We start from the raw sequence: 14922 nt of genomic DNA, 5'->3' as shown, positions 1-14922 counted from the left end.
TATTTTGTGAATAATGATTCTCCATTATATTATGAGAAATTTAGGATAAGCTACCAGTAGTAAATTTACCGGAGAGAAGGAGTGGTTACCATGAATAAGTCAGACTCAATTTCTGTTTTTCAGCTGATCCTTCTTTCGATGACGTTTATTGGCTTAAAAACTCATGTGATGCTTATATCTCCATTAATTAAAACGGCAGGGCGCGATGCTTGGATCACTGTTCTTCTTACTTGTCTTTTAACACTCATATGGGTTCCTTTACTCGTATATGTAAATAAAAAAACAAACGGCGAACATCTTTTTCAATGGATGAAAAAACATATGAATAAGTCATTTACCAACGTTGTTATTTTTCTTATAATCGCTTATTTGGCCATTATGGAAATTGCCACCTTACGAGAGACGATTACGTGGATCAATATTATTTTTCTTCAGCGAACACCTTTAATTATACTCGTTTTATTATTTGGTTTTACCTGTTGCTTACTTGCCGCTACGAGCATGAGAACGATTAGTATTGTAAACGTGTTTCTTTTATTTTTTATTGTACTATTAGGTTTTTTTGTTTCTTTTACAAACTTTCAATTTAAAGATTATTCTTTATTGCAGCCTGTTTTAGAAAATGGCTATTTTCCGGTTATCAAAAGTATTGTATTTCAAGGATCAGGGATGGTAGAGCTGCTGCTGCTGCTTTTCTTGCAGCACAAAGTACCGCAGCCTATACGCTATAAGCATTTAGCGGTGGCAGGAATTCTCTTAACAGGCCTTACAATTGGGCCTCTCATTGGGGCAATTACTGAATTTGGTCCTGTAGAAGCCTCTAAGCAACGTTTCCCTCCCTATGAAGAATGGGGAATTGCATCGCTTGGAAAGTTTATAGAGCATATCGACTTTTTATCTATTTATCAGTGGCTGTCGGGTACCTTCATCCGCATTTCGACCTTTCTTTTTATTATGAAAGAATTAGTTCCATTTCAAAAAGGCCACAAAAGGTTTCTTTTACTCATTTTAGTGGTTATCACTGTATGCACGCTGGCTCCTATAACAGACTTTACTTTTTCAAATCTTTTATTTTTTACAATCATACCGGCTACTTTCTGGCTGTTTGTTGCTTTTTCTCTTTTCTTAGTAGTCATAGTCTTTCTAATTTCTCATAAAACAAGGAGGGGTAAAAGTGGAACTTTTTAAGAAGCAAAAAGACTACAGCTCTAAAAAACAAGAGAGCGAAAGTCTTTTAAAAGAAAGTTCTTCTTGTTCTCAGATCATCAATGAGCGTACGTTAAGAGATTTATTTGGAAAATGCGGCGATATTAACTTCGAGACCGTTTATTTCTATAACAAACGAGTACTTATGATTTATTGTACCGGTTTAGTGAGTACGGAAATGCTATATGGAATGATCCCTAAAAGATTAGAGGAATGCTGCGCTAAGTTAGAGGGGGAAGTAGAAGGAGACCAGATCATAAAATTATTAAACCTTCCCTCAGTTTCTATCGTTCAAAATGAAGAACAGGCAGTTTCGGAAATTTTTTCTGGGAAATTATTCATTGATTTTGGATTACCGAACGCTGTTGTGTCTATCGATATTTCTGACCGTCCTCAAAGAAGTCCAGAAGAAACGAAAAATGAAGTAACCATATTGGGTCCTAGAGATAATTTTATTGAAGACTTACCTGTGAATATTGCTTTAATTCGTAAGCGTCTTAAATCGGTTTCCTTGTTAACAAAATCTTTAGAAATTGGAAAACGAACAAAAACAAAAGTAAGCATTTTATACATGGAAGACGTAGCTGATAAGAAGATACTTGACGAAATTATGGAGAAGTTAGGGAATATCGATATCGACGGTATTTTCAGCGGAACACAGCTAGAAGAGCTCATTAATAAAAATCCGTATAGCTTTTTTCCTCGCCACGCTTATACAGGGAGACCTGATTTTGCGGTTCAATCTCTGTTAAATGGCCGGTTCATTATATTAATTGATGGCACTTCATATGCGTATGTTACACCTATTAACCTTTTTTACTTATTAAAAGGATCTGAGGATAAAGAAAATACATATTTATACAGCTCTTTTGAGCGTATTCTTCGAATCTTCGGGCTTTCTATCGCTGCTTTTTTGCCCGGTTTTTGGGTTGCAATGACGGCTTTTCATCAAAATCAGCTTCCTCTCAGCTTATTAGCTACGATTGTTGAAGCAAGAAGAGGTGTCCCGTTTCCTACCTCTCTTGAAGCAATATTAATGCTCCTTTTATTTGAATTGTTTCGAGAGGCAGGGTTTAGACTCCCGACTTCTGTCGGGCAGACACTCAGTGTAATCGGAGGGCTTATTATCGGTGATGCAGCCATTAGAGCCGGTTTAACAAGTCCTGCCATGCTGGTTGTCATTGCAGGCTCTACGATTGCTACCTTTACGCTAGCAAATCAGTCCCTTATAGGAACAATTTCACTGATCCGCTTTTTTAGTATTATCTGTGTTAGCATTTTAGGTTTTTTTGGCTTTTTTATTTCCATCTTTTTAGTCATGATCTATATTACAAACATTCGAACGTTTGGTGTGCCATATTTCGAATTAGCAACCCGATTAGATACGAAAAATATTTTAAAATCTCTCTTCCGCCTGCCCGAAAGTAAAAAAGCAACGAGAGCTAGTATGCTTAACCCCAGCGATTCCACCCGCGAAGAAGGAGGAAGTTAGTGAAAAGGACCATAAGGAACTTACTTATACTTGCTATGAGCTCTTTTTTATTGTTTCTTTCGGGGTGCTGGGATACGAATGAACCGGAACAAATGGTATACGCACAGGGAATGGGGGTAGATTTTAAAGATAATCGTTACGTTCTTTACCTGCAGACAATCAATTTAAGTTTATTGGCAAAATCTGAGGCAAGCGGTGCTGGCGCGGGTCAAGTCAAAGTAGAAGTTGGCTACGCAACAGGAAAAACCATTGATGAAGCTATTTTTAGATATTATCAAATTTCTCAGCGCAGAATCTTTTTTGGGCACTTAGCTTTCCTTGTTCTAACGGACGATGCGTTAAAGCATGGTGCTGTCAAATCTGCGGTGGACTTTTTAGATCGTTATCGGGAAACGAGATATAACATTTGGATGTATGCTACGAAAAGCCCTTTGAAAAAAACGCTGTTAGCTACGCCGATGTTCGAAGTATCGAATGCTCTTTCTCGCTTGAGCGATCCTAAAGTGATTTTCAAGCAAAACTCCTTTATTCCACCAGTTGATTTAAGGGAGCTCATTATCCATCTTAATGAACCAAGTCACGAAGTAAACATCCCTCTAGTTCAGACTAAAGAACATTTAACAACGGATCAAAAAAGTGAAACAGCTATTCAAGTAAACGGAGCAGTGGCTATTACATCATCTGAATTAAAAGGAGTTTTTTCTGAAAATAAAATCAAAGGGCTTAGATGGATAACTGATGAATTTGTACGAGCTGGTTTACGGGTAAGGCTACCTGATCATTCCGATATTGATCTTGTGGTAGACAAGAAAAAAGTAAAGATCGAACCTGTTCTAAAAGGTAGTAATCTAACATTTAATATAAAAGTTCGGGCAAAAGCAACGATTTTAGTTATGCCGCAGCACGAAAAACTATCAACTATAAAAAAAGAAGCTGAACAGAAAATTAAGAAACAAATTATTGAAACGTACGCGCAAGGCTTAAGTATAAACAGCGATGTTTACAGGCTTTCTCATGTTCTTTACAAAAAAGAACTGCGTAAATGGAAAGCTGTTCAAAGCAACAGGGCTATTCCTCTAACAAAAGACTCAATAAACGTGAAGGTCAATGTACAGGTTAAGCACGGAAACAAACAGCGAATAGGTCCGACTATAGACTAAAATACTGAAAACCTGCATTTCTCACCTAATAATGTTAAATCAAAAGTGGAAGAATAGATAAAATAGAAAAGACCGACCTAAAAACAAATCGAATATGGAAAATCAATGACAAATATCTCGAGGTTTGTAAAAGATGCAGCGGATATTATGATGGAAAATGGCTGGATGGAAACACCACCGGCAGCCGTAGATAGAAATCATTTAAACTCCAACTAATTAAATGACTTGTCTTAGAATATGTAAAAGCTCTTAACCTATATAGCTTGAATGAGTAAAAAACACACAAAACAAATCTCCAAATTTTGTGTGTTTTTTATTTGAAGAGAAAAAAGCTGTAAATCCTGTTTTTATATTTGATGATCATTAAACTAAAGCAATTTATGATTACAATTTGTATATGAGCTTAATGTCTCTATGTATAAAAAATGTTATTTATTTGCTGCTCATTATTTTATAGAAATTACTATACATTTATAAGAGATTAAAAAGAAATTAAAGAAATTATAAACATTGCTAAAACTTATATGGACAAAAGCCTTCTGCTGACTGAGGTTATAGGGAATGAAGCAATCAAAAAAACTGCAGATTACTACAAGAATTTTCACGAAAAAATATAGGATTTTTTTATAGCAGCTATATTTTCTACGCAGTCGATCGGAAAATAACGTTTATTTATTGTATTTTTTGTTCATTTAGTTGATTTTTTTCATGAAAACGAAAATCATTATCATTTAAAGAGATTTATTATAGCTGAGAGACAAATATGTTTTAGTAAGTTAAAGAGAAAAGAAGAGTAGGAGGGAAATAGAGTAGAGATGAGGAAAAAAAGGCATAACAAAAAAGAGTATTATAGAGCGTTAATTTTTGCCTGATAATACCCGTTGGCAATTTTGCGGATATACGTAAAGAAGTTTGACTCCATTTCATGCACAAGAGGGCGAAATGCATCCATACTTTCTTCTATGTAAGTTTGTTGTAGGTAACGCTGAACGGACGTTAATGATTTTTCGATTATATCTAAACCGAACTCATGCACAATGGAATGAATATCTTCTTTTTTAATAGAATAATGGCCAAAAGATTTAAAGAAATTCTTAAACTGAGCAAATGCATGCTCTCCACGGATTTTTTCGATCTCTTTTTGTTTTTTACTATCATGAGCACCAGTTAAATTGAAACTTAAAATAAAACCATCCTTGATTTTTTCAATAATCGATTTTCTTGGCTGCTTTTCTTCTAATAATGTTTTGACACAATCATCTTTTTCTAGTACATCGATACGGAAAATTTCACTTAATTTACTAGCCATTTCTTTAATAGCAGCTTTATAGCCAATGTATTTCGGAAGAATGTGTTTTACCTCGGTGTAAGATAAAAGGGCTTCTGAATCTTTCTTTACGTTTACATCAGATTCGTATACATACAAAGCACGTAAAGCCAGGCGCAGCATGTTAATATTTTTGATAGCCAGCAATTGATAAATCACTTCCATTGAAACAGAAGTGTAACCACCTTTTGAAGTATATGTATTGTGATCTTTATCAAGCATTTCCGGAGTATATGATATGTTTTGAGCATCAGCAGCTTCTTTTATATGTAAATCTAAAAAATCCTCTAAATAGTTGTTTAAAGAAACTTGAATATAGTCTCCCCATAAACGATCCCAGCGAATGATGTCATAGTCTTCTAAAAGCTTATTATTATTTTGAACGGTCCGAACGGAACATTGGATTGTATTAGCCAGTTCTTGCTCAGAAATAATTGAAATATGACCTTGGCTGTTACATTTGGCTACGTAAGCTAAAATTTGCTTCATCAGAGAACCCGTCCACTTTATGTCTACAAAGTTTTTTGCTAGACCAAATGAATGTTTTTCATAGTAATAGCTGTTGTCTCGTTTCGTCTCTCTATTTAAACCACTCATGACAATCAGCAGCTTGTTTGCTATCAGAGTGTGCCGTTTTAGTGCCAGCTTTTGTATACTCATGTAGTTACCTCCTTTCCAAAACTATATACGTCATCTTTTACAGTATAGACACAGTCATATAGGCTGTAAAATGACATATTTGCACGGAAAAATGGTGCATTTTTTTAAAAGACTAGTGATACCAAGGGACGAGACATCTATTTACAAGGTGACATATTTGCACGGAGATGTGGAGCAAAAATAGCGTTACATTTCATAAACGTTGATAAAACAGCATTCTTAAGACAAATGTCGTATTATGACGGATGAAATACACGTAATGTGACAAATTCAAAAAAAAATTTGATGTAAAAATGACATATTTGCACGGAGAATAGGAGCAAAAATGATAAAAATAAAGATTTGGGCAACAAAGTGACACATTTGCACGGAAAATAGGGACATAAAACAAAAAAATGCCCTTTTTTAGACACAGAAAGTTCACATTTTTACAAAGAATAAATGAACATTTGCAGAAAAAATCGCGCTTTTTTAAAAAAGTGGCATGTTTGCACGGAAATCTAGAGCAAAAAACACTTTTGCACGGAGATTTGGAGCAAAAAATGCAGAAAACGAAGGGGGAAAGTCGCTGTCTCAAGAAAAATTATGTAAAAGTGGCATATTTGCACGGAAGATTGGAGCCAAACTTATAGTAAATGCAGTATAGAAAGAAAAACGACACTTTTGCACGGGAACCTGGAGCAAAAATTAGTTATAACACTTCTTTTAGACACAAAAAGTTCACAAAATGATAGGGAAGGTGAAGTTTAATAACTATATCAGCAGGGGAAATAGTATGTTTATATGGAGAATTGGAGCAAAAAAACACTTTTGCACGGAAATGTGGAGCAAAAAATGCAGTAACTAATGGTAGGCAGATAAAAAGAATGCTCTTATAAAGATCATAAGAGCATTCTTTTTTTAGCCTATAGAACTTGTTACGTTTTGATAGATAGAAAGGGGAGCATATTCGTAATCACCGGCTAATAAGTCTTTTACTTCACTTTCTCCCACAGGAATAAAGGTGATCTGAAACACTTGGCCCACTCTTTTATAAGATTGGACAGCTAGTTTTTGTTCGACTAGCTCATCTAAGGCTGTTTCAATTTCGACAAGGTTTTCTTTTTTGCGTCTTTTTCGAAAGCGGACTCTTGTCGAAAAATATAAATAATCTCTTGTGACATTGTATGAAGATTTTGTTTCATAGCAAATGAGACGCTCTTTTTGCATAACGAATAGCAAATGGTAAGCGGCGTCTAAACTTAATTTTTCTACTTTATTTTTGTAAATACGCACCGTTTGGCGTTGAATATAGTCTCTATATATCACTTCATTGACGTGAATTTCAGCAATTCGCGTTCCGTTTGGCATCGTAGTAATATCCACAAAGTCAAAAATACCATAGGCAATTGTCTTATTATGCTGTACTTTTGACATGCTGTAGTGCTTCATTTTTGTAATTCTTTCTTCTATCATCTGGTAATTGCGCTTACTGTCTGTTTTATAAAGTGCTTTCACAAGGTCACCAATCTTTACATTAATGATTTTTTGTGTAGCGAACAACTCGTCGCGTTGGCTCATGATCTCTAAAAACACTTTATAATCAAACCGATCTAAATCACTAATTTTATTTCCATTTTCTTCAGCGTATTCTTTTTCTATTAACAATTCGTAATCTGTCCCGTCTTCAGAGTTATAAGTACTTAAGAAATATTCTTTTCCTTCTTTCTCTAATAGGGGTTGCTCGACGAGAAGCTTTGCTCTTGAGTTAGAGAAAAAAGGGTTCTCTACAGTTGAAAAAGGGCTTTCAATAATACTATGGTTTCCGTTTTGGAAGCTAGGGTCCAGTATAGTCAGCCCAATAATAATAGATATATCCGTATGGATTGCTTTTTCTCGCTGCGTTTTGGTTTTTTGATGAATATAAGGATAATCAGTTAAGAAGAAGCTATCTTCTTGACTCCATTCACGTAGGATATCAATTCGTTTATTAATGACTTCTTCCGGAGACGGTATGTTTTCAAACTGTTTGCAAAAGAGTTCTTTTCCGTTTGTTTTATAATAAGCTGTTAGCGCTCTGTATTCCCCAATCAGCTCTTTATTCTTCTTGGGCTTTTTTTGCTCATAGTCGCGTATAGCAGCATCTAACCACCTGCGTTTCGTACGATTGAGAAAGTCTTTTTTTAAAATCCTCAACGCTTCGTTTACATCTTTATTTTCAAAGTGCTGCTGATAAAGAGGGAGGATGGTGCTCTCTAAATCACCTTTTATACTTTCGTTATAAACAGATAAGAGGCGTAATTTAGATACTCTATCAATGACTTCGCGTATGAGTAAAGATGAATAATCCATACACATCTAACCTCCTTAATCTTAAGTTAGTCATTTTAATTCTTAGTTGGATAGTAGCTTTAAATCTATTGTAATGCACGAAAGTTCGATGCCACAAACAAAAGACGGCTACTATCTATAGTCTATTTTTCATTATACACGTGCAAAGGGGGCGAAGGGGGAGATTTTCTTATTTTCTTTTTTCGCAATCCAAATTTGGTCATGAAGTATATACATTTGCTGTGTAGCTTATGTAAGAAGGATAACTCTGTTCGCAAGACTGCTAATTCTGCTGCGGAGTTTACTGGATGAATAGCAAGCAATTTAAAATAAAAGGATATCAGCGGTTAAAAGAGAATACTTTCTAAAACTACTAAACATACCCTGGAGGTCATGAATGAACCCTATATTAAATGAAGTAGGCACGATTTTTATTCCTGTAGAAGATATACAAAAAGCACGAGACTGGTATTGTGACGTGCTAGGTTTGCCGGCAGATGGAGACATTTTATATGATCATTTATATGTGATACCTATGAATGGAACAGGAATTGTATTAGATAGCAAAACTTATTCAAAAAATACGCTTTTTAAAACACCGGCTTTTCATTTGAATACAAACGATATCAAAGAAGCTTATGAGTATATGAAACAGAAAAAAGTAGAGCTAACGACAGGAATTGAACACGATCACTGGTTTATATTTAAAGATCCAGATGGAAATCATCTTATGGTGTGTGAATGCTGAACCTATGGAATAATAAAAGGACCTTCAAGAGAAGGTCCTTTTATTGTATTGCCTTTGCATTTTATAACTTGATAGATTTGTTTCTGAATTGAATCATTCTCACAATATTTATCACAATTGTTTTTGTTACAGCATAAGCCGGAATCGCTAAGATCATTCCGAGTATTCCTGCAATATTACCCGCAACAAGCAATAAAATAATAATCGTTAAAGGATGAGTGTTTAATTTCTTTCCAATTACCAGCGGAGAAATAATGTTCCCATCGAGCTGTTGAACGATTACGACGACGATAATTACTAATATCGCTTTTGTAGGAGAGTATAATAAGCCTACGATTAAAGCGGGTGCTACGCCAATAAAAGGGCCGACGTACGGGATAATATTAGTAAGGGCTCCTATTAGTGCGAGTATTAATGCATAAGGCAACCCAATGATGAGGTAACCAATGAATGTACTAATACCGACAAACAAACAAACGAGCATTTGGCCTTGAATATAAGTAGCTAGCGTATTTGTTGTTTCTTTCATTGTACGCAACGTTTCTTTTCGGTAAGAAGCAGGCACCATACGCAGCGTATTTTTACGAAGTTTATGGCTGTCTTTGAGCATATAAAAAAGAATGAAAGGAACGGTTACAACCGTAAGTGTAATATTTGTTACGACGCTTAAAACAGATGAAATACTGTTTGTGAGATTCGTAGGTAAAGTAGACGCGTAGTTTAAAAGTGACTCTTCAATATGATCGAGCGACACATATTTTTGTTCAACCAGCCAGTTAAACCATCTTGAGTTAGATAAATCATTTATGTACTCTCTCGTTTCTACAATGTAAGACGGAATATTCTTAGCCAAATCAGTTAATTGTTTAGATAAGGTAGGTCCCACACCGCCCACAATAGAAGCAATTACGCCGATAAAAACAACGTATAATAGTAAAATGGCCAGTGTTTTTGGCACTTTTTTTCTTATGAGAAATGACACAATTGGTTCGAATAAAAAGAAAAGAAAACCAGCTACAAGAATAGGGAAAAACAAAGTGGAGATAAACACACCGATTGGTAGAAAAACAAACGAAATATGTTTACAAATGTAAATCAGTAAAGCAATCATTAATAGTTCTAATGTCCAAAAATGCAGTTTCGATTTAAACAAAAAGTTACCCTCTTTCTTTACTATTTTTTACTATCATACATCAAAAAAGAAACCCACTGCACGTTAAAAGTGGGCTTTTTTAGTCTGTATAACTTTCATTTAAATAAAAATTAGGCTTTTTCCTCTTTATCTTCAGTGGTATCCTCTGGAGTTTTTTTGTCGTCATCTTGTATAATTCCTTCTGCTGCATTTTTAAATTCTCGCAGGGAATGTCCAAATGCTCGTCCTATGTCCGGCAATTTACTTGGTCCAAATACAATTAAGGCAGTAATCCCGATTACGACCATGCTTGTGGCTCCTGGCATGATATCCTCTCCTTTAAAAGCAATGAATATATGAAAATTAAAAAGAGATAGTAAATAAAGTGCATGTTTATACTATTCACTTTTCTCTTTAAAATTCCTTTATTTTAAATGATACGAAAACAAGGTGGAGCGGCTATGTATAATTTAAATGCTAGTAGTGATATTTTGCATATGAAATTTATTATAGCATTAAAGACAGCCGTTCGCCTTATTACTCTTGTATAAGCCCTATGTGAAAAAACTTGCTTTAATTCTTATGGAAACATGTCATAAATCCTGTTTTTTAAAATGAAGAATCAGTATATGAAAACAAGAAAAGAAAAAAAACGAAAAAATATAAAGATAAATTGTTGTAAAATTTAGAAATAAGTAATAGAATTAAATAAAATGTTAACGTTAACATTTTTGTTGTTGAAGATTATAACTTATTAATATAGTTATCTATAAATAAGATTATTCATCAATTTATCTAATTTTGTTAACGTTAACAAAAAAGCGAAGGAGTGAATGGAAATGAAAAATTTTATGGATGACCATTTTTTATTAACAAATGAAACAGCAGCACACTTGTATAATACTTACGCAAAAGATATGCCGATTATTGATTATCATTGCCACTTAAACCCGCAGGAAGTTTATGAGAATAAACAGTTTAAAACGTTAACTAACGTTTGGCTAGATGGAGATCACTATAAATGGAGACTGATGAGAGCGAACGGAATTGAAGAGGAAAAGATAACAGGATCAGCGAGTGACTATGAAAAATTTCTCGCGTGGGCTAAAACAGTTCCAATGACGATTGGGAATCCGCTATATCATTGGACGCATCTAGAGTTAAAGCGTTTCTTTGATATTGATGAAATATTAAATGAACAGACGGCACCGTTTATTTGGGAAAAAGCAAACGAGAAATTACGCAGCGGTAAGTTTGGTGCAAGAGATCTTATTACACGTTCTAACGTAAAAGTTATCTGTACAACGGATGACCCAACAGATTCATTAGAGTATCATATGAAACTAAGAGATGTCCAAGGTTTTGAGACCCAAGTACTTCCAAGTTTTCGTCCGGATAAAGGGCTTGAAATCAACCAAGAAGGGTTTAAGAGCTGGATTGCAAAGTTGCAAGATTGTTCAAACCGCTCCATTCACACCTATGATGATTTGTTAAAAGCTCTTGAAAGTCGAGCTCGTTTTTTCCATTCCATGGGAGGGCGTTTATCTGATCACGCACTAAATAAAATGGTATATACGAAGACTTCGAAAGAAGAAGTTTCGGAGATTTTCTTAAAAGCCTTAAAAGGTGAAGGCGTAAGTACTGAAGAAGAAAGTAAATACAAGTCATATACGTTAATCTTTTTAGGGAAGCTGTATAATGAGCTAGGTTGGGCAATGCAATTTCACCTTCATGCTCTTAGAAACAATAACACCAAAATGTTTCGTCAGTTAGGTCCAGATACAGGGTATGACTCGATGTATGACGGACAAGTGGCAGAGCCTCTCGTACAGCTTCTTGATCAAATGGACGTACAAAATAGTTTGCCAAAGACGATTTTATATTCGTTAAATCCAAAAGATAATTATGTATTAGCAAGTATAATTGGCAGCTTTCAAGGAGACGGTATTCCTGGCAAGCTGCAGCTTGGTACGGCTTGGTGGTTTAATGATCAACGAGAAGGTATGTTAGAACAAATGAAAGCGTTATCAAATGTTGGGTTGTTTAGTCGGTTTATCGGTATGTTGACAGATTCTCGAAGTTTTCTTTCATATACAAGGCATGAATATTTCAGAAGATTAGTATGCAGCTTAATTGGTACGTGGGTGGAAGAAGGGGAAGTACCTAATGACCAGCAGCTGCTTGAGCAAATTGTAAAAGGAATATGTTATGAAAATGCTAAAGACTACTTTAGCTTCCCAGCCTATACGCTGCAAAAATAAAGGGGCAAAATAGTTTAAAGAATTGCAAGGGGAGAAGGGGGATTACCATGAGTGTTGTGGCAACAGAAAGAAAGGTTGAAATAAAAGTAGAAAAGAAAAATCTTAGTGTAAAAGAAAAAATATCTTATGGTATGGGTGATTTTGGTAACGGTTTCATGTTTGATTTAGGGCAGCTTTATTTGTTGAAGTTCTTTACAGATGTGGCAGGCATCCCTGCCGCGGCTGCGGGAGGGATTTTTCTAGTAAGTAAGTTATTTGCAGCAGTTTGTGATCCCATTGTTGGTTCGTCCATTGATTACCGAAAAAACATCGGAGCTAAAGGGAAATTCCGGCCGTATTTACTATTCGGAAGTATGGTGTTAGCCATTTTAACCGTACTCACGTTTATTTCGCCAAATCTTTCACCGGCGGGTAAATTAATTTATGCGTACGCTTCTTATATGATTTGGGGAATTGGCTATTCATTTGTCAATATTCCATACGGATCGCTAGGCGCATCCATGACTCAAAATACTTCTGATCGCACGTCTCTTGCTGCTTTTCGTCAAACAGGATCGCTAGGTGCACTGTTTGTAACCAGCATTGCTGTTGTACCGCTCATTCTGTTATTTCCAAATGAAAAAATCGGTTATCCTGTTGTTATGGGAATTATGTCGGTCATTGGAATCATCGCTTTTTATGTATGCTATCGCAATTGCAAAGAACGCATTGTCGTAAAAGAGAGTCCAAAAGAAAAACTATCAGTCAAGTCTATTTTTAAAACGTTTGTAAGTAACAAACCTCTTTTAATTTTAGTGTTTATGACGGTATTTACCATTTCAGCTTACAATATTAAATCAGCTATGCTTATTTACTTTGCACAGTATAATTTAGGAAATGTTAAATTGATGGCTTACATGAACTTTATTATTATTGGTTCATCCTTTCTAGGAGTCATTATGCTGCCAAAGCTTGTTAGCCGATTTGGAAAAAAGCAAGCTGCAATGATTGGTTTAGGAATCAGTATTGCAGCGGACACAGTAAATTTCTTTATGCCTTCTAACGTCGTAATTTTTACGATTTTAGCAAGTATTGCTTTTATAGGTATCAGCATTCCTAACGGGATTACATGGGCATTTGTATCAGATATTATTGATTATGGTGAATGGAAAACAGGCGAAAGAAAAGAAGGCACAACGTATTCATTGTTCAACTTTTCTCGAAAGCTTGCTCAGTCGCTATCCGGCTTCTTATCAGGTATTGGTTTAGGGTTAGTTGGGTATATCCCAAACGTGGCACAAAAGGCAGGTACATTAGTGGGAATTAAAAGTTTGCTGTTACTATATCCTGCTATTGCTTTATCCATTGCTGCAGTGATTATTGGTTTTATGTATAAGCTAACGGATAAGAAACACGCGGAGATTGTCCAAGATATTCATGCTAGGTCTTAGTCAAAACTGTCATAACATTCACCATTTGCTTATTATTCCTACTAACTTGTGATATCCTTATAATAAAAATCGATACTGATTCATTAAAGGAAGGTAAATGAAATGGGTGTTACAATTAAGGATATTGCAAAACTAGCAAACGTATCACATACAACGGTTTCACGTGCATTAAACAATAGTCCGCTTATTAAAGAAAAAACAAAAAAGAAAATTTTAGAGATTGCAAATACGCTTAACTATATTCCTGATTATCATGCGAAAAATTTAGTGCTTCAAAAATCTCATACAATTGGATTGTTTTTTACGAGCATGGCAAACGGTACGTCACCAAGTTTTTTAGTAGATAGTATTAGAGGGGTAAGTAAAGTAATTGATGTTCAGTATAATTTATTTGTAAGAGGCATTGACGATTATGATGATTATACGTACATCAACAATAAACGCTTTGATGCGATTATTTTAATGAGTCAAAGCGACCGTGATAACACTTTTATATATAACGTAGTAGAAAAAGGCATCCCGTTGATTGTGCTCAACCGTCAAGTTGACGATTCATCGATTATTAATATTTTGTCAAATGACAAAGAAGGAGCCTACAAAGCCGGCGAATATTTGATTGAATTAGGTCACAGGCATATTGCAATCATAGAAGGAATAGAAGGTTTTAAATCAACTCAACAGCGTAAGGAAGGATTTCTTAACTCGTTAATTGATCACAATGTTTCCATTCGCCAAGAGTATATGATTCAAGGAAATTACGATATGCAAAGCGGATATGAAGGAATGAAAGCACTGTTAAGGTTAAAGCAGCCGCCTACTGCTGTTTTTTGTTCAAATGATGATATGGCAATCGGTGCTATGAACGCCGCATTCGAGTCTGGGCTAAACGTACCGAGTGATATCTCAATTATTGGATTTGATGATATTGAATTAGCCAAATACACCACTCCTTCACTCACAACCGTTAAAAGACCAATCGAGAAAATCAGCATGACTGGAGCAGAAGCAGTTTTATCATTAATGGACAAAGATGACAAAAAGATGCTGCAAAATAAAGTTTTAATTAATACCGAATTAATGGTTCGCCAGTCTGTAAAGTCACGCTCATCTATGTAGCCGGTTATTTAGTATAACCGGCCCAAAAATGTTAACGTTAACATTTTTAAGAAATAAAACAATATAAAAAGCTATAAAAA

At 35.1% G+C, this 14922-nt stretch carries 12 protein-coding genes; 8 read left to right on the top strand and 4 right to left on the bottom strand.

The window, feature by feature from the left end; genetic code table 11:
* The first annotated feature begins 90 nt into the window (after nt 1-90).
* From AC1VNJ_RS18105 to AC1VNJ_RS18090, 4 genes are all read left to right on the top strand, one after another.
* On the top strand, nt 91-1188 hold the full coding sequence (locus AC1VNJ_RS18105) for a GerAB/ArcD/ProY family transporter (RefSeq protein ID WP_482641149.1): 1098 nt from the start codon (nt 91-93) through the stop codon (nt 1186-1188).
* Entirely contained in the window at nt 1175-2698 is a 1524-nt protein-coding gene (locus AC1VNJ_RS18100; RefSeq protein WP_482641148.1) for a spore germination protein, read from the top strand. Before AC1VNJ_RS18105 ends, AC1VNJ_RS18100 begins: the two co-directional genes overlap by 14 nt.
* The gene (locus tag AC1VNJ_RS18095; protein WP_482641147.1) at nt 2698-3858 is read left to right on the top strand and encodes a Ger(x)C family spore germination protein; all 1161 of its coding nucleotides are present in this window, start codon (nt 2698-2700) and stop codon (nt 3856-3858) included. Before AC1VNJ_RS18100 ends, AC1VNJ_RS18095 begins: the two co-directional genes overlap by 1 nt.
* 87 nt (nt 3859-3945) lie before the next feature.
* Nucleotides 3946-4074: a DUF3231 family protein gene (locus AC1VNJ_RS18090; protein WP_323874009.1), complete on the top strand. Its 129-nt coding sequence runs from the start codon at nt 3946-3948 to the stop codon at nt 4072-4074.
* A gap of 631 nt (nt 4075-4705) precedes the next feature.
* On the opposite strand, the gene AC1VNJ_RS18085 is transcribed toward AC1VNJ_RS18090, so the two are convergent.
* Together AC1VNJ_RS18085 and AC1VNJ_RS18080 are read right to left on the bottom strand one after the other, a co-directional pair.
* The gene (locus tag AC1VNJ_RS18085) at nt 4706-5845 is read right to left on the bottom strand and encodes a hypothetical protein (RefSeq protein WP_108674624.1); all 1140 of its coding nucleotides are present in this window, start codon (nt 5843-5845) and stop codon (nt 4706-4708) included.
* Nucleotides 5846-6745: 900 nt separating this feature from the next.
* On the bottom strand, nt 6746-8176 hold the full coding sequence (locus AC1VNJ_RS18080; RefSeq protein WP_028413700.1) for a hypothetical protein: 1431 nt from the start codon (nt 8174-8176) through the stop codon (nt 6746-6748).
* Nucleotides 8177-8552: 376 nt separating this feature from the next.
* Here AC1VNJ_RS18080 and AC1VNJ_RS18075 point away from each other — a divergent pair, with 376 nt between their 5' ends.
* Nucleotides 8553-8903, top strand: coding sequence for a VOC family protein (locus tag AC1VNJ_RS18075; RefSeq protein ID WP_028413699.1), 351 nt, complete (start codon nt 8553-8555; stop codon nt 8901-8903).
* A gap of 61 nt (nt 8904-8964) precedes the next feature.
* On the opposite strand, the gene AC1VNJ_RS18070 is transcribed toward AC1VNJ_RS18075, so the two are convergent.
* Together AC1VNJ_RS18070 and AC1VNJ_RS18065 are read right to left on the bottom strand one after the other, a co-directional pair.
* The gene (locus AC1VNJ_RS18070; RefSeq protein WP_482641146.1) at nt 8965-10056 is read right to left on the bottom strand and encodes an AI-2E family transporter; all 1092 of its coding nucleotides are present in this window, start codon (nt 10054-10056) and stop codon (nt 8965-8967) included.
* Nucleotides 10057-10166: 110 nt separating this feature from the next.
* Nucleotides 10167-10361 (bottom strand): twin-arginine translocase TatA/TatE family subunit, encoded by a 195-nt coding sequence (locus AC1VNJ_RS18065; RefSeq protein WP_033578725.1) that lies wholly within the window; start codon nt 10359-10361, stop codon nt 10167-10169.
* A gap of 513 nt (nt 10362-10874) precedes the next feature.
* Between AC1VNJ_RS18065 and uxaC the strand changes: the two genes are divergently transcribed.
* The 3 genes from uxaC (at nt 10875) to AC1VNJ_RS18050 (ending at nt 14842) form a co-directional block, all read left to right on the top strand.
* Nucleotides 10875-12296 carry a glucuronate isomerase gene (gene uxaC / locus AC1VNJ_RS18060; protein ID WP_223546529.1) on the top strand — a complete coding sequence of 474 codons (1422 nt, stop codon included), beginning with the start codon at nt 10875-10877 and terminating at the stop codon, nt 12294-12296.
* Nucleotides 12297-12343: 47 nt separating this feature from the next.
* Entirely contained in the window at nt 12344-13726 is a 1383-nt protein-coding gene (locus AC1VNJ_RS18055; RefSeq protein WP_028413697.1) for a glycoside-pentoside-hexuronide (GPH):cation symporter, read from the top strand.
* Between the two features lie 102 nt (nt 13727-13828).
* Nucleotides 13829-14842 carry a LacI family DNA-binding transcriptional regulator gene (locus AC1VNJ_RS18050; RefSeq protein WP_028413696.1) on the top strand — a complete coding sequence of 338 codons (1014 nt, stop codon included), beginning with the start codon at nt 13829-13831 and terminating at the stop codon, nt 14840-14842.
* Nucleotides 14843-14922: the final 80 nt, after the last annotated feature.

This window comes from Priestia sp. 3CA3 (assembly GCF_056836725.1).
The sequence above is the reverse complement of the archived record's forward strand: the minus strand, read 5'-3'. Positions and strand labels throughout refer to the sequence as shown.